The organism is Microbulbifer sp., from assembly GCF_036563125.1.
In the GTDB taxonomy this organism is placed as follows: Bacteria; Pseudomonadota; Gammaproteobacteria; order Pseudomonadales; family Cellvibrionaceae; genus Microbulbifer.
Genome location: NZ_DATCMV010000167.1, coordinates 15,143 through 30,107, shown reverse-complemented (window position 1 = coordinate 30,107; position 14,965 = coordinate 15,143). Strand labels below are relative to the sequence as shown.

General features: G+C 59.7%; 12 protein-coding genes. 5 read left to right on the top strand and 7 right to left on the bottom strand.

Features of this window, described 5'->3' with window-relative positions; all coding sequences use genetic code 11:
* Positions 1–23 precede the first annotated feature (23 nt).
* Positions 24–2,264 (top strand): Orn/Lys/Arg family decarboxylase, encoded by a 2,241-nt coding sequence (locus VIL80_RS14200; RefSeq protein WP_332036749.1) that lies wholly within the window; start codon positions 24–26, stop codon positions 2,262–2,264.
* A 19-nt stretch (positions 2,265–2,283) separates the two neighbouring features.
* Here the strand turns inward: VIL80_RS14200 and VIL80_RS14195 are convergent, their stop codons facing one another.
* On the bottom strand, positions 2,284–3,378 hold the full coding sequence (locus VIL80_RS14195; protein ID WP_332036748.1) for a tetratricopeptide repeat protein: 1,095 nt from the start codon (positions 3,376–3,378) through the stop codon (positions 2,284–2,286).
* Positions 3,371–4,837, bottom strand: coding sequence for an adenylate/guanylate cyclase domain-containing protein (locus VIL80_RS14190; protein WP_332036747.1), 1,467 nt, complete (start codon positions 4,835–4,837; stop codon positions 3,371–3,373). Before VIL80_RS14190 ends, VIL80_RS14195 begins: the two co-directional genes overlap by 8 nt.
* A gap of 551 nt (positions 4,838–5,388) precedes the next feature.
* On the opposite strand from VIL80_RS14190, the gene VIL80_RS14185 reads away from it, so the two are divergent.
* Genes VIL80_RS14185 through VIL80_RS14170 form a run of 4 tightly spaced genes read left to right on the top strand, consistent with a single transcriptional unit; the run spans position 5,389 to position 9,861 of the window.
* Positions 5,389–6,207 (top strand): hypothetical protein, encoded by an 819-nt coding sequence (locus tag VIL80_RS14185; protein WP_332036746.1) that lies wholly within the window; start codon positions 5,389–5,391, stop codon positions 6,205–6,207.
* 59 nt (positions 6,208–6,266) lie between these two features.
* Positions 6,267–7,316 (top strand): substrate-binding domain-containing protein, encoded by a 1,050-nt coding sequence (locus tag VIL80_RS14180; protein WP_332036745.1) that lies wholly within the window; start codon positions 6,267–6,269, stop codon positions 7,314–7,316.
* Positions 7,313–8,848, top strand: a complete 1,536-nt coding sequence (locus tag VIL80_RS14175; protein ID WP_332036744.1) for an ABC transporter permease — start codon at positions 7,313–7,315, stop codon at positions 8,846–8,848. The genes VIL80_RS14180 and VIL80_RS14175 overlap by 4 nt, the downstream gene beginning before the upstream one ends.
* The gene (locus VIL80_RS14170) at positions 8,848–9,861 is read left to right on the top strand and encodes an ABC transporter ATP-binding protein (protein ID WP_332036743.1); all 1,014 of its coding nucleotides are present in this window, start codon (positions 8,848–8,850) and stop codon (positions 9,859–9,861) included. The genes VIL80_RS14175 and VIL80_RS14170 overlap by 1 nt, the downstream gene beginning before the upstream one ends.
* Before the next feature lie 599 nt (positions 9,862–10,460).
* Here VIL80_RS14170 and VIL80_RS14165 read toward each other — a convergent pair.
* The 5 genes from VIL80_RS14165 to VIL80_RS14145 form a co-directional block, all read right to left on the bottom strand.
* Positions 10,461–11,567, bottom strand: a complete 1,107-nt coding sequence (locus tag VIL80_RS14165; RefSeq protein ID WP_332036742.1) for an OmpA family protein — start codon at positions 11,565–11,567, stop codon at positions 10,461–10,463.
* Positions 11,568–11,870: 303 nt separating this feature from the next.
* Complete coding sequence (locus VIL80_RS14160) at positions 11,871–12,641, bottom strand: TrmH family RNA methyltransferase (protein ID WP_332036741.1); 771 nt, start codon at positions 12,639–12,641, stop codon at positions 11,871–11,873.
* Positions 12,638–13,552, bottom strand: coding sequence for a Rossmann-like and DUF2520 domain-containing protein (locus VIL80_RS14155; RefSeq protein ID WP_332036740.1), 915 nt, complete (start codon positions 13,550–13,552; stop codon positions 12,638–12,640). The genes VIL80_RS14160 and VIL80_RS14155 overlap by 4 nt, the downstream gene beginning before the upstream one ends.
* Positions 13,553–14,308: a pyridoxine 5'-phosphate synthase gene (locus VIL80_RS14150; RefSeq protein WP_332036739.1), complete on the bottom strand. Its 756-nt coding sequence runs from the start codon at positions 14,306–14,308 to the stop codon at positions 13,553–13,555.
* A complete protein-coding gene (locus tag VIL80_RS14145) occupies positions 14,305–14,940 on the bottom strand; it encodes a peptidylprolyl isomerase (protein WP_414684567.1) in 636 nt (211 codons plus the stop codon). The genes VIL80_RS14150 and VIL80_RS14145 overlap by 4 nt, the downstream gene beginning before the upstream one ends.
* Positions 14,941–14,965: the final 25 nt, after the last annotated feature.

Here is a 14,965-nt window from a genome sequence, read left to right as displayed (position 1 = left end):
TAAAATCAAACCGGAGAGAGAGCATGCGCTTCCAGTTCCCCATCATCGTGATCGACGAGGATTTCCGCTCGGAAAATTCGTCCGGGTTCGGTATCCGGTCGCTGGTGACCGCGATCGAGGCAGAGGGAATGGAAGTGCTGGGAGTCACCAGTTACGGCGACCTGACGTCCTTTGTGCAGCAGCAGAGTAGGGCTTCCTGCTACATCCTCTCCATTGACGACGACGAGTTCAGCGAAGCCAACCAGGATGAAACCCTCGCCCGGCTGCGCGCGTTTGTGGCAGAGCTGCGCTTCCGCAACGCCGACATCCCCATCTTTCTCTACGGCGAGACGCGCACCTCTCACCATCTGCCGAACGACATCCTGCGGGAGATGCACGGCTTCATCCACATGTTCGAGGATACCCCGGAGTTCATCGCTCGCTATGTGGTGCGTGAGGCCCGCGCCTACCTGGATAACCTGGCGCCGCCGTTTTTCCGCGCGCTGGTGCATTACGCCTCCGACGGCTCCTATTCCTGGCACTGCCCGGGCCACTCCGGCGGCGTGGCGTTCCTGAAGAGCCCGGTCGGGCATATGTTCCACCAGTTCTTTGGCGAGAACATGCTGCGCGCCGACGTGTGTAATGCGGTGGACGAGCTGGGCCAGCTGCTGGACCACACCGGACCGATCGCCGCCAGTGAGCGCAATGCCGCGCGTATCAGCCACGCGGATCACCTGTTTTTCGTCACCAACGGTACCTCCACCTCCAACAAGATTGTGTGGAACTCCACGGTGGCGCCCGGTGATATCGTGGTGGTCGACCGCAACTGCCACAAGTCGATCCTGCACTCCATCATCATGACCGGGGCCATCCCGATCTTCCTGATGCCGACCCGCAATAACTTCGGCATCATCGGCCCGATTCCCCGCAGTGAATTCGACTGGGAAAACATCCAGAAGAAAATCGCGCAGAACCCGTTTATCGCTGACAAAGGTGCAAAACCTCGGGTGCTGACCATTACCCAGAGCACCTATGATGGTGTCCTGTACAACGTGGAAGAGATCAAGGATGCGCTGGACGGCAAGATCGACACCCTCCACTTTGATGAGGCCTGGCTGCCGCACGCTGCGTTCCACGATTTCTATGGTGACTACCATGCCATTGGCGAGGGCCGCGTTCGCTGCAAGGAGTCCCTGGTATTTTCCACCCAGAGTACCCACAAACTGCTTGCGGGTATCTCCCAGGCGTCGCAGATCCTGGTGCAGGATTCCGAGAGTCGCCAGCTGGACAAGGACCTGTTCAACGAGGCCTACCTGATGCACACCTCCACCTCGCCCCAGTACGCCATCATTGCGTCCTGCGATGTGGCGGCGGCGATGATGGAGCCACCCGGCGGCACCGCGCTGGTGGAGGAGTCCATTACCGAGGCGATGGAATTCCGTCGCGCCATGCGCAAGGTGGACGAGGAGTGGGGCAGCGACTGGTGGTTCAAGGTCTGGGGCCCGGACCATATCGCCGAAGAGGGCATGGGCGAGCGCGAGGACTGGATGCTGCGGGCTGGCGACAACTGGCACGGCTTCGGCGATCTGGCCGAGGGCTTCAATATGCTGGATCCAATCAAGGCGACCATCGTCACCCCCGGGCTGGATCTGGACGGCAATTTCGATGACTGGGGTATTCCCGCAGCGATCCTTACCAAGTACCTGTCGGAACACGGCATCATTGTCGAGAAGTGCGGCCTCTACTCGTTCTTTATCATGTTTACCATCGGCATTACCAAGGGCCGCTGGAATACCCTGGTCACCGAACTGCAGCAGTTCAAGGACTGTTACGACAGCAACAGCCCGCTATGGCGCTGCATGCCCGAGTTCCTGGCCAAGAACAAACACTACGAGGGCTGGGGACTGCGCGATCTGTGCAATGCCATTCACAATGTATATGCACAGCACGACGTCGCCCGCCTCACCACAGAGATGTATCTGAGCACTATGGTGCCGGCGATGCGTCCGGGCGAGGCGTGGGCGAAAATGGCACACCGGGAAGTGGAGCGAGTGGACATCGAAGAGCTGGAAGGCCGTATTACCGCCATGTTGGTGACCCCTTACCCGCCCGGTATCCCCCTGCTTATTCCGGGGGAGCGCTTCAACCGCACCATCGTCAATTACCTGCGTTTTGCGCGCACCTTCAATGAGCAGTTCCCCGGTTTTGAAACCGATTGCCACGGGCTGGTGAAGGAAATGAAGGACGGCAAGGCGCGCTACTGCGTGGATTGCGTGAAGGACTGAACAAAGACCAGGTGAGTACTTAGTGCGTTGCGCTGGCGGGAACCGACAGCGCGCGCAGGTTTTCCAGCACTTTTTCCGCACGGGCGATGTTAGCCAGCAGTTCGACGTTTTCCGGGGCCAGGGAATTGGCTTCGCGCCAGACCGCCAGGGCCTGCTCGATCTTGCCCTGACTGTATAGATCATTCCCATGCCTGATCGCGGTTACGATGCGGCTATTCAGCTGTGTCTGGAACTGCGCTTCCAGCTCCGGCAGCTGCGGTTCCTGTGGCGACTGCTGCCGTAACAGGTCCAGAAATTGCCGCGCGCTGGACAAGTCACCGGCGTCCAGAGCCCGCTGTACTTCCGTAACGGGAGCGTCTGCCACTTTGTCGGGGGACGTTTGGGCGTTGGCGGTAGTGGATTGGGTTTTCGATTGGCTGAGCCGGCGATTGGCCGTGGCCAGGTCGCGTTCGATTTTTTCGCGGCGCTCGGTATCGTACTGAAGTTCGTCGCCGTACAGGTCGAACGCAATCTTCAGGCCGCGTTGCGCGAGCGCATAGTCTTCCCGCTCCAGTGCACGTCGGGAATACTGCTGTAACGCCTGTGCCGATTCGCGGCGTTTGCGGTGGTAATTTTTCACTTCCACCCAGTTGATCAAGCCGGGGCCCTGGAGCTGCTGCAGTTTGCGGTAGCCCTCGGCATCTTTCAGTAACTGTTCACCGCGGTTGATTTCCAGCTCCATTCGCACCCGCTCTTCGCGTGACTGGCGTTGCGCTGCCAGTTGTTGCTGCGCGTTAACGAGCAGTTGACTGTCTGGCAGCAGGCGTAAGGCGTTATGTAACACCTGTGCGGCGCCGTGCCAGTTGTCCTGCTGCGCCATACTGCTCGCGCTGCTGATAACGTCGCGTTCGAACCGTAACAAGTTGCTTTGCAATTGTTGGATTCTTTGCTGCTGTGCGGGAGTCACAGTATTCAGAGACCGCAGCCACTCGAGTTCGGTCGCCTGCGCGCTGACCTGTTGCGGTGTTTCGGTGGGAAAGCCTTCCAGTACCGGCTCGGGTGTCGGCATCAGGCTGCATGCCGGTAGCAGCGGCAATAGCAGAAACCACAGCAACGGTAACCGGCGATCACGCATGGCCGACAGCCTGCGGCAGCGGTTGATCGCCCTCGGAGTTCAGCACCTTGCGCAGGTTGGTCTCCAGCAGTGGTCGATCTTTGTGGTGGATGTCCTGTACCGAATAAATCTGGATCGGCGCGGATTTGCCGCGGATCGGAAGCGTCTGCCCGGCCTGGGCGACGATGCGCGGTTGCAGCATGGTAAACAACTGCTGCCGGATAATGATCTGATCCGGTTCCGCTTCGCTGCACAGACGGGAGGCCAGATTGACCGCGTCGCCGACCACCGTGTATTCCATCCGCTCGTCGGAGCCCAGGTTACCGGCCAGCATAGCGCCGCAATTGATGCCGATACGGAAATGCACCTCAGGGCGGCCGTCGGCGCGACGCTGCTCGTTCAGCTGCGCGGCCAGTTGCTGGATCAATACCGCACAGCTGACTGCATTGAATGCGTGGTCGGTATCGTCGTCCAGCACACCGAACACCAGCATCGCACAGTCGCCGATAAACTTATCGACGACCCCGCTATACAGCGAGCAGGCACGAGAAATATACGAGAAGTATTCATTGAGCAGTTCGGAAACCTGGCTCGGCTGCAGCTTTTCCGACATCGCGGTAAAACCGGTGATATCGGCGAACAGCACGGTGGCCTCGATTGGGCGGTCTACCAGGCGAACTTCGTCCAGGTTGGCGAGCACCTTGTCGGCCACGTTTTTCGACACATAGCGGGAAAAGACCTGCTCGACCTGGGATTTTTTCAGCAACCCGGCCGCCATATTGTTGAAGCCTTCGAACAGAAAGCCGATTTCGTCATTGCGCCGCTGATCGATCCGGATCGCCAGGTCGCCGCGGTCGATGGCGCGGGTTGCCTCCATCAGGTGGTGGATCGGAAGCGACAGGCGGCGGCTCAGCCAGTAGGCCAATAGGGATGCCAGGATGGTCATTGCCAGGGTGGCGTAGACAATGGCGTTGCGGGCACTGGCTGCGGCCTGGTCCATCTGTGATGCGGACAGGGTGACTACCACCGAGCCGACCCGCACTCCCTGGTAATTGGCGGGAGCGATAAAACTGATCAAACGCTCCGGGGACCCGTTTGCGGTATGTCGGAACCAGGGGCTGGCGATGACCTCCGCTGATTCAGAGAAGGTGCTGCTCAGGCGTGGTTGGATACCAGTGCTGGACAACAATTCACCGCTATGTGCGTAGATTCCTGCGCCGAGGATCTTTTCATCCTGCCCCAGGTTGGTGGTTAGCATGCGCAGGTTCAGGCTGTTTTCCGACAGTATCGGCTCACTGGCCAGCTTCGCCAGCTGTTGCGCCATGGTATTGCCAAAATCGTGCAGCTGGGTGCGGATAAGATGGTTCTGGTTGTCGCTGATAAACAGGCCAAGGCTCGCCATCCCCAGCACCAGCAGCAGGGTCATCACCACCGCCAGCTTGAAGGCAATGGGAATGTGGCGGGGCAGCAACCGGAGCACGCACGCTTGTAGACCGTTCGCAATGTGCCGCAATTTGGCTTTGGTCTTAGTGATCAACGGCTGTGCTCTTCATTGGTCAGTAGTCACCGGTATTCGGTCGAGATGCAGGGGACTATATCAAGGGGACTATATAGAGGTGACTATACCAGTTCTTGGGCAGGTATAAGACTAATCCCGCCCATTGACTAGACAGTTAAGGGTTCGCAGCGCTGTGCGCCAGGGTTCGACATGCCTCCGCATGGGTAGATGCTAAAGGCGAATTACACGAGGCTCGCGGACGAAGTAGGTGAAATGCCTGTCCCGGACTGGTAGCATCCTGCCGCATTGGAAATAGTGAATAGATTATCGTTTCCTCCAGTACTCGCAGTAACAAAAGCCCACTGAACCGGTATTCCGGAAAATCCTGCCAGCTGTACGTCCACAGTCTCCGTACCGCCAGGGGCCACCTGTGGGCGCCGATACTGGGGCGCTTTACACCGCTTAACACAATGGTGCTTTACTAGTTTTTGATAATAAGTATCATTTGCGAGAGTCAGATATCAGGAGTGACTATGCAATCTCTAAACCGCGCACGGAAACATCGCGTCCTGGGCCTCGCTATCGGCTTTTGTGCAGTGCTGGTGGCCGGTCAGGTATCCGCCAACGGCGCTATTGGCGACCACGTGAATGACCTGAAAGGCCATCTGACCACTTATTCCGAAGAAGTGAATTGGCTGGTCGCAAAATTTGGCGAAGTGGTCGACACCTACGAGAAAAAAGGCCAGAAGGCTACTGATACCAAAGTCATGTTGGAGTACTGGGAGGGGGTGGATTTTCACTCCGCCATCGAAACCAACTATGTGCCGGTTTACGCCAACATCTGGCAGGGTATCTTCGGTGTGAAGCAGGCCATTGAAGCGGGTGCCCCGGTTGCCAAGGTACGCGAGGAACAAGCCAAGCTGAACCAGGCCCTGTGGCAGGGACTGGGAGCGGTGAAGCTCGCCTCTCAGTATCAGGAAAAGGGACTGCTGGCTAAGGTGCAAACCACCGAGGCTGAACCCACCACCATGCCGGAGATGTTGGACGACATCAAACACCGCCTGGATCGTGTGGTGGCCAAATATGCCGAAAAACTGCCGGAAGCGGCGACCTCCATCGTACATGACACCTACCTGCACCGGTTTGAAGGTGTTGAAGGCGCGCTGATCGAGCAAGACGCCGCGCTGGTGGAAGACCTGGAAAAAGATTTCAACGTGACTCTGCCCCAGGCGCTGGATGGCAAAACCAGCGTGGACGACGTGCGCAAGGTGGTGGAATCCATGCAGGCCAAACTGGATAAGGCCAAAAACCTGCTGCAGGAAGCAGAAAAGAAACGTAAAGACGTCTTTTAAGGTATTGCCGGCATCGGTAAGTTGCCGGCTCCGCTCTATATATTCAGTAAGGAATAACCGTGCAGCGCAGAGCTTTTTTGCATAGCCTGGCTGCGGTTGGCGCGCTGGGTTGTCTGCCGGCAGCCCGCGCTCTGGCTGCGAGTCCCATGGCCAACTCCGTGGAAAACGCCGTCTCCGTAGATCAATTGCCCAAATTGGAAGGGGATCTGACCCTCTATCTGGGAACCGGGGAGGGCGGTCTCTATGAAAATGTCCTCGCGGCCATCAAGAAGCGCAATCCCAAGCTGAATCTGCAAATCCGCCGCGGCGTCACTTCTGCCCTGGCCAACACCATTGTGGCCGAGGCCAAGGCTGGCGTGCGCCGTGCAGACCTATTCTGGGCGGTTGACTCCGGTGCCGTCGGCCAGGTGGCGGACGCCGGCCTCGCGCGCCCGCTGCCGGCAACTCTTACCGGGCAGCTCATGCCCGGCTTCCAGTATCCCCAATGGGCACCGGTCACCGGTCGTGTTCGAACCCTGCCGTACTACACCGGCCGCTTCACCGCCGATCAGATTCCGGACAGCATCATGGCGCTGCCGGACAGCAATCTGTCCGTGGGCTGGGCGCCAGCTTATGCTGCTTTCCAGTCGTTCCTGACGGCCATGCGTCTGTTGGAAGGCGACAAGGCCACCGCCGACTGGCTGCGTGGTGTTAACAAGCGTGCCAAAACCTATGCCGGCGAGCTCGGTGTGGTAATGGGCGTGGAGCGGGGTGAAGTCGATGTGGGCCTCGCCAATCACTATTACACCCTGCGCCTGAAAAGCGGCAAACCCGACGCCAAGGTGGATCTCGCGTTCACCAAAAACGATGCCGGTTGCCTGGTCAATGCGGGTGGTGTCGTTGCGCTGAGCGAAGGCGAGCTGCCGATCAATTTCATCCGCTATCTCCTGTCTCGGGAAGTGCAGTCTTACCTCGCCACTGAAGCCTTTGAAATTCCGCTGGTCAGCGGCGTGAATCCGCCGCAGGGCCTGCCGCCCCTCAGCAGTATTTCGCCGCCCAAGGTGGATCTCACCCAGTTGGCCGACCTGCGCCCGACACTAAACCTGATGCGCAGCGTCGGCGTTCTATGACGTCGAAATCTCTACTGCGCTGGCCGGCGTCCTATCCGCTGGCCCTGGTCATTGCGCTGATGGCGCTGGTGCCGGTGGGGGTACTGTTCGGACTCGCCTCTGACGAGGTGCAGCTGTTTGACGCCCACAACCTCAGGGTTCTCACCAACACGCTGCTGTTGATGGTGTTCACTGTGCTCGGGTCGATTGTGATCGGGGTTCCACTGGCGCTGCTGACCGCCTATGTGCAGATGCCCTGGCGCAGGCTGTGGCTGATTCTACTGGCCGCCCCCCTGGCGATTCCCAGCTATATCGGCGCCTTTACCCTCTACGCTGCGTTCGGTCGCGGCGGGGAAATCGAGAGCTTGCTGGGCCTGCCGGTTCCGTCACTCGATGGCCTTCCCGGTGCCACCCTGGTGATGATCCTCTATTCCTATCCCTTCGTGATGCTAACTACCCGGGCCTCGCTGCTCAGTCTGGATGCCAGCCTGGTAAATGCGGCCCGCACCCTGGGTATGACCCTCGGCGTGAGTCTGTGGCGGGTGGTGCTGCCCCGCGTCGTTACCGGTATCGCCGCTGGCGGCCTGCTGGTAGCGCTGTACACCCTGTCGGATTTTGGTACACCGGCGATCATGCGTCTGGATACCTTCACCCGGGTGATCTTCGTTGAGTACAACGCGTTTGGCTTGAGTCAGGCGGCGATGCTGTCATTGCAATTGTTGGTAATTGTCGGCCTGGTGCTGTTTCTGGAGTCCCGGGTACGCGGCAGCCGTGAAAGGCCCGGGCGCCACCTCACCATCTGGCCGGGGCGGGGGCAGCAGCTGGCGATCGCGCTGTCGGTGGTGCCGGTGTTGGTGTTGGCCATTGTGCTGCCGCTGGGCGTGTTCGGGGTGTGGCTGGCCCGTGAAGGCACCGAGGGGTTCGAGTTCAGTTACGCCTGGAATTCCGTGCACGCCTCGTTCCTGGCGGCGGTTTTCGCGGTGGTGCTGGCGGTTCCGGTGGCGCATGCGGCGATTGCCGGTCGCGCAGGGCGCCTGATGGAGCGTATGACCTATTTCGGGTTTGGTGTGCCCGGCATAGTAATGGGTACGGCGCTGGTTTACGTGGGCCTGCAACTGCCGTTCCTGTACCAGACACTGGGGTTGTTGGTGCTCGCTTACGTGCTGCGCTTCCTGCCGCTGGCGGTGAGTTCGGTGCGTTCCACGGCCGAGGGGCTGGACCCGAGCCTGGTGAAGGCCGCGCGGGTGCTGGGGGCCAGCCCCCGCGAGGCATTCCAGCGCATCACTTTGCCGCTCACGGTGCGCGGCATGGTGGCCGGCGCCGCCCTGGTGTTTCTTGAGGCCATGCGCGAACTGCCCGCGACCTTGATGCTGGGCCCCACCGGTTTTGAAACCCTGGCCACCTACTTGTGGCGGATGTACGAAGCGGGGTATTTTGGTCGCGCCGCCATTCCCGGCTTACTGCTGGTGCTGATGTCCGCACTGGGACTCGCGCTGATGTTGTCCGGCGAGCGCCGGGCCGAATTTGATGTTACTGAGACCCCACATTCCTGATGCTGAAGGTTAGCAATCTGTCGGTACATTACGGCACCACTGCCGTAGTGAAAAATCTGAATCTGGCCCTGGCCGAGGACGAGGTCCTGATGCTGGTGGGCCCCACAGGCTGTGGCAAAACCACGATTCTGCAGGCGCTGGCTGGGCTGATTCCCATTTCCGAAGGGGAAATCGCGCTGGGCAACTGGTGTGCAAGCGCGAAAAAGCCGGTGCCGCCAGAAAAGCGCAACGTGGGCATGGTGTTCCAGGACTTCGCACTTTTTCCGCACCTGACCGTGGAGCAGAATGTCTGTTTCCGCCTGACCAATACCACGCAGGCGGACCACTGGCTGAATCTGTTGGGGCTGGACAAGTTCCGCCATGCGAAACCCGCCCGCCTGTCCGGTGGGCAGAAGCAGCGGGTGGCGCTGGCGCGGACCCTGGCCCACGAGCCGGCGTTCGTGCTACTGGATGAGCCCCTGTCAAATCTGGACGCGGCTCTCAAAGACAATCTGCGCTGGGAGATCCGCGAGGCCCTCAAGGCCGCCGGTGTCCCCGCTATCTGGGTTACCCATGATCAGGAGGAGGCGCTCTCGGTCGGTGATCGTGTGGGTATCCTGAACGGCGGTGTGCTTGAGCAGCTCGATACCCCCGAAATTTGTTTCTCCGAGCCCGCCAGCCGTTTCGTGGCCGGCTTTCTCGGCGAGGCGAGCTTTCTCCCTGGTGAGTTGCAAGGGCACCAGGTGTCCACCGCGCTCGGCCCGGCGCCCGCCATTCCGATCGACACTGCTGAAGGGCAGGTGGATCTGCTGTTGCGCCCGGACGACCTTTCACTGGTGCCATCCGCTATCGGCAATGGTGTGATCGACTGGGTTCGCTACGAGGGCTGTTCCCGCCTCTACGCGGTAACAGTGGAAGGTGGCGCTCAGCTGCGGGTAAGGACCAGTCACGAAGTCCACGGCAAACCCGGCGACCGGGTGCAGATGGCCATCACCACCACACATCCGCTGGCGGCGTTTGCCCGCAAGCGCTGAGCCTGCTGCTCCCCTTCAGGCAGGCTTCTGAGGAGTGGGCATATTTACCTGCTCCCGAGTGATACCCCTGCAGTGTTCAATTTCACGACAGCGTGCCCAGTGTGCTCCCCGACCGATTGGTCAGCCAGGGTGCCATACTAGTGCGCACGCACGAGCTGTGTGCAAATCCCGTCCTATTGCTGTGCAACCGTCCCTTTGCCACCACTTCTCCTGCTTCTGGCACTAAATTCAGTAGCCCATAAGGGCTATACGAAAAAGCTTTCCACAGCGAAGAGTGAACGAATCTTACGTGTCAGTTACATCCGAAATTTGTCAAGGTTGTTTTGGAGTTAATTGCAAGTTTCTGATTTATAAGGAAAAAATGTTTTTGGTTAAATTTTCTTCACCCTGGAATCTCACCAGATGATGGGGGCTGGCGGCGTTTTCCCGTTAGTTGCTCACAGACATATCCACAGATTCTGTGGATTGTGAATAAAAAAGCCGGCGTGTGCCGGCTTTTGTGCTACCCGGGAATTTTTGCCCCCAGGTCGTTCGGTTCTTTCCTCCCGGAAGTGGTTATCGCCCGTTGCAGGTGGCACCTCCGGAAGAATTGGCCTGACTCAGCGGAAGGTGAGTTCCACTCGGCGGTTCTGGGCCCGGCCGGCATCTGTTGCATTGGATGCGACGGGTTGGGTTTCCCCGTAGCCGCGAGCCGTGATGCGGGCCGCGTCGATGCCATGCTCGACCAGATAGCGGCGCACGGATTCCGCGCGGAGGCCGGATAGGCGCAGGTTGTAGCCGTCATTGCCCTGACTATCGGTGTGGCCGGCCACTTCCACCAGGGTGTTGGGCTGATCGCGCAGTGACTGCACAACCTTATTCAGGGAATCCTCGGCGCGCGGGGTAAGTTTGGCGGAGTTGAACTCGAACTGGATGTTTTCCAGGGTTATGGTCTGGTCCTTGATCACACAGCCATACTCGTCCACCTTGGCACCCGCCAGGGTGTTGGGGCAGCGATCGTTCTGATCCAGCACGCCGTCACCATCACTGTCCGTATTTACAATTTCCGGCTCGGGTTCGGGTGGCGGAGCCGCTACCACCGGAGTGGGGGCGGGCGGTTGGTTCAGGGGTATGCTGAGGCCAAAACCAAATTGCCAGTCGTTAAAATCATCGGCAAAGAAGTCGCGCAGGTAGCGCACTTCTGCGCGGATTTTCAGCCCGTTTTCACTGATGGCGCCGGTGGTGAAGCCTGCGCCGACGTTGATGAAGGCGTTGGTTTCCTGCAGGCCATAGTCGAATTTGGTGCTGTTGTTGGATGCGCCCCAGCCTCCCAGCAGGAACGGTGTGTACCCGTTGCGCCCACCAAAGCTGTAGACGACGTCCACGCCGAGGCCCGTCAGGTCGTTATCACTGCTGGGGACCAGCTCGCCGGTATACACGTAGGGGTCCGGCACGGTTGGGGGCGGCAGGAAGTTGTTGTCGTCATCGTTCAGCTGGGTGCCGAAAAGCTGCACTTCTGTAAACCAGTTGCCGGTGGACTGAAAGCCGTAGACGGCGCGCAGGCCGCCGGCCTGGCGTTCGGTATTGCGTTCTGAGTCGACGCGAGTGAGGAATGGCATGATGTCGACGTAGCGGTCTTCCTGTGCCATCACCTGGGCGCTGGCGACCAGGGAGGCGGTCAGCGCGACGCCCAGTGTCATTTTGATTGGCATGGAATTCAAAGGCATAAATAGCATCCTTGCATGTTTTGGTTTATTCATTCGGTGCTTTGTTTTTGCAGCCTGGAGCCTGAAGCTCGTGTCAAAAACTGGAATTTCGTGCGAGCGAATTGACCGAGTTGGTACTTACGCACAACTTTCATGACCGGATTGGAAAATCCGTTGTTATACCCGTTACTTATTAGTTGATCTCGGCGACTTTTCCAGCGGTTACGCGCCGAAAAATACAATTAATGGCGCGTGAATTTTTTTGTTGCGGAGTTTGTCGCGAGAGAGGCGGTTCGGCGGCGGGATTTCTGCCAGCGCAGGGTGTCAGTACTGGTGTCGAAAACTGATCAGTGCGGCGGTAATAGCGACGTTGAGGCTTTCAACACCATTTTGCATCGGGATGCGCAGACGATGGGTGCAGGCGTTTTCTACCGCGGGGCTCACGCCGTGGGTTTCATTGCCGAGCACGAAAATGGTTGGCTCCCGGTCGTCGATGGTGCGGAGCGTATCGCTGGCATGTGAGGAGAGGGCGCAGACGCGCGCGCCCTGTTCCGAGAATTTTTTCAGCACCGGCGCCAGCTGGTCGCAGCGCAGAATCCTGGTTTTAAACAGGGTGCCGACACTGGCCTTGATCACCAGCGGGTCGATCTGCGCGCAACCCTTGCGCGGCAGGATCAGGCCGTCGATACCACCGGCACAGGCGGAGCGAATGATCATGCCCAGGTTCTGTGGGTTGGTGATGCCGTCCAGGGCCAGTAATTCAAAGTGCTGTTTGCGGTTTTCCTTGAGGAAGGTTTCCGCATCGCCGTATTTGGGCAGTGCCAGATCCAGCGCTACACCCTGATCCTGCTTGGCATTTTTGGAAATACGTGATAATGCCTTCCTGTCGCAGTGCGCGATTTCAATCTGCCGTTCCGCGGCCAGCTGCTCGATACGGCTGATCAGCTGATCCTTGCGATTGCTGTCCGCGAGATGCAGCTTGTGCACCGGCAGGCTGCCGTCTTCCAGCGCTTCAAGCACCGGTTTGCGCCCGTAAATGGTGAGCAGGCTGTCGAAGAATGCGCGTTTTTTCAGGTATTCGGGGGAGTCGGTCACGATACTTTGTCGTCGGGATTAGCGGTGAGGAGGTCGGACATCCGGCGGCGCGCAGTGTCGCTCAGTCCGGCCCGTTTTGCCAGCGGCAGTGCCGCCTTTGCGAGGATGCGATAGGTCTCGGCCAGTGCCGCGGTATCGGGCTTTGTTTGTGCCAGCTTTTCCAGGGCCCGAAGCTGGCGCGTTACGGTATCGACATCACCGCGTACCAGCGGGCCGGTGAGGGCGCGATCGGGACCGAGGGCAAAATTGTTGTTGGCGGTCTGCAACACGATGGGAGTCAGCAGTTGTTTTGCGGTTGCGCCGTCGATGCCGGCGGCGGCGAACGTCTGCAAACTGAGGTCCAGCAATACGGTGAGGTAGTTACAAGCCATCACCGAGCCGGCGTGATACAGCACCTTCTGTTCCGGGCTCAGGGAAATACAGCGGCAATCCAGGGCGCGGAAAGCATCTTCCAGCCGCTGGATTCCGCCAATGTCCCCTTCAAGAGCCACAGTTGCACCCGGCAATCCCTCCAGTGAACGCTGCGGGTCGGCAAAGCTGTGCACCGGGTGCGCGCTTGCAACGGTTGCGTGAGTGCAGCAGGCAAGCGCACTGGCGGGCAGGGCGCCGCTACAGTGGAATACCAGTACCTCTCTGTCCGCTGGCAGATGCGGTGCAAGTTTTTGCGCAGTACTGGCAATCTGGTCATCGGGCACAGCGATCAGCCAGAGGTCCGCCGGTGGCATGCCATCGAGCTCCGCTACTGCGGTACCGGCGCCGATAAACTCTCGTGCCGCAGCACTGCTCTCGACGCTGCGGTTGCAGATGCCGCCGATGGCAAACACCCCGCGCTGGTGCCACAGGTGCGCCAGGGTGCGGCCGAGATGGCCGGCACCAATGATATTCAGCGTGGGAATTTCCGGCGCCTGCAATTACTTGCCCGCCAGGCAGTTGACGTAGGCCGCCACCGCATTGGCCATACCCATACTGATGGCGTCGACGGTCAGTGCGTGGCCGATGGAGACTTCCTGCAGGCCGGGCAGGGTGCGGTAGCGGGGCAGGTTGATCAGGTTCAGGTCATGTCCGGCATTCACACCGAGCCCCAGGTACAGGGCGTGCTCAGCGGCGGCGCAGTGGGTTGCGAAAATGCTTTCCAGTTCCGGGCTCTGCCTGCTCACCGCCTCGGCGTAGGGCCCGGTGTAGAGCTCGATGCGATCCGCGCCCACCTCTTTGGCGAGGCCAATCTGGGTTTTATCCGGGTCCATAAACAGGCTGACGCGAATACCCGCGTCGCGCAGCTGGCGAATGATGGGTTCGAGACGGGCACCGTCGCGGGTCAGGTCAAAGCCGTGATCGGAGGTGAGCTGGTCGTCGCTATCGGGTACCAGGGTGCACTGTTGCGGGCGGGTTTCCAGCACCAGTGGCAGCAATCCCGGATAGCTACCCATGACGCCTGCAAAGGGGTTGCCCTCGACATTGAATTCGACCTTGCGGCTGGCGCACAGGGCGGCGAGATCGCGCACGTCCTGTGGACGGATATGCCGCTGGTCCGGGCGTGGATGCACGGTGATACCGTGGGCGCCCGCGTCGAGGCAGGTGCGACCGTGGGCGACTACATCCGGGTAGTTGCCTTCGCGGGAATTGCGGATCAGGGCGATCTTGTTGAGATTGACGCTGAGAGCAATCACTGGCCGTTGCCTCCGGTGCTGTCGGTTTCACTGTTGGCGCTGCCGGCGGCATCGCTGCCGCTGTCAACCCGTCTGGCTTTCAGTATACGCACTGGGGTGTTGGGGGCGTCGGGGAAGCTCGCGTATTGGCCGCGGGGTTCGGCGGCGATCTGCTGCACCACACTCATGCCCAGCAGTACCTTGCCAAATACGGTGTAGCCAGGTTTTTCGGTGCTGCCGTCGAGGCGGCTGTTGTCCACCAGATTGATAAAAAACTGGGAGGTGGCGCTGTCCGGGTCATTGGTGCGCGCCATGGAGATGGTGCCGCGCGCGTTGGAGAGGCCGTTAGTCGACTCGTTCACCACCGGTTCGAGCGTGGGCTTTTCCTGAAAGTCGAAGGTGTAGCCGCCGCCCTGGGCCATAAAGCCTGGAATGACGCGATGGAAGATGGTGCCGTTGTAGAAGCCGCTGTCGATGTAGGCGAGGAAATTCTCCACGGTCTTCGGCGCCTTGTCGGCGTACAGCACCAGCTCCACATTGCCGAGATCGGTTTCCAGTACCACCCGGGGATTTTCGCTGAGGGCTGAGGCGAATCCTGACAGACAGAGCAGCAGTGAGGCGGCGAGTGATTGGAGCATCGACAGGCGTTTCATATCGGTAATCCCTGTATAACTATTT

Coding starts and splice junctions, on each gene's coding strand:
- VIL80_RS14175 (WP_332036744.1), top strand. CDS start 7,313: ATGACGTCGAAATCTCTACTGCGCTGGCCGGCGTCCTATCCGCTGGCC.
- VIL80_RS14170 (WP_332036743.1), top strand. CDS start 8,848: ATGCTGAAGGTTAGCAATCTGTCGGTACATTACGGCACCACTGCCGTA.
- VIL80_RS14200 (WP_332036749.1), top strand. CDS start 24: ATGCGCTTCCAGTTCCCCATCATCGTGATCGACGAGGATTTCCGCTCG.
- VIL80_RS14145 (WP_414684567.1), bottom strand. CDS start 14,940: ATGAAACGCCTGTCGATGCTCCAATCACTCGCCGCCTCACTGCTGCTC.
- VIL80_RS14165 (WP_332036742.1), bottom strand. CDS start 11,567: ATGCCTTTGAATTCCATGCCAATCAAAATGACACTGGGCGTCGCGCTG.
- VIL80_RS14195 (WP_332036748.1), bottom strand. CDS start 3,378: ATGCGTGATCGCCGGTTACCGTTGCTGTGGTTTCTGCTATTGCCGCTG.
- VIL80_RS14185 (WP_332036746.1), top strand. CDS start 5,389: ATGCAATCTCTAAACCGCGCACGGAAACATCGCGTCCTGGGCCTCGCT.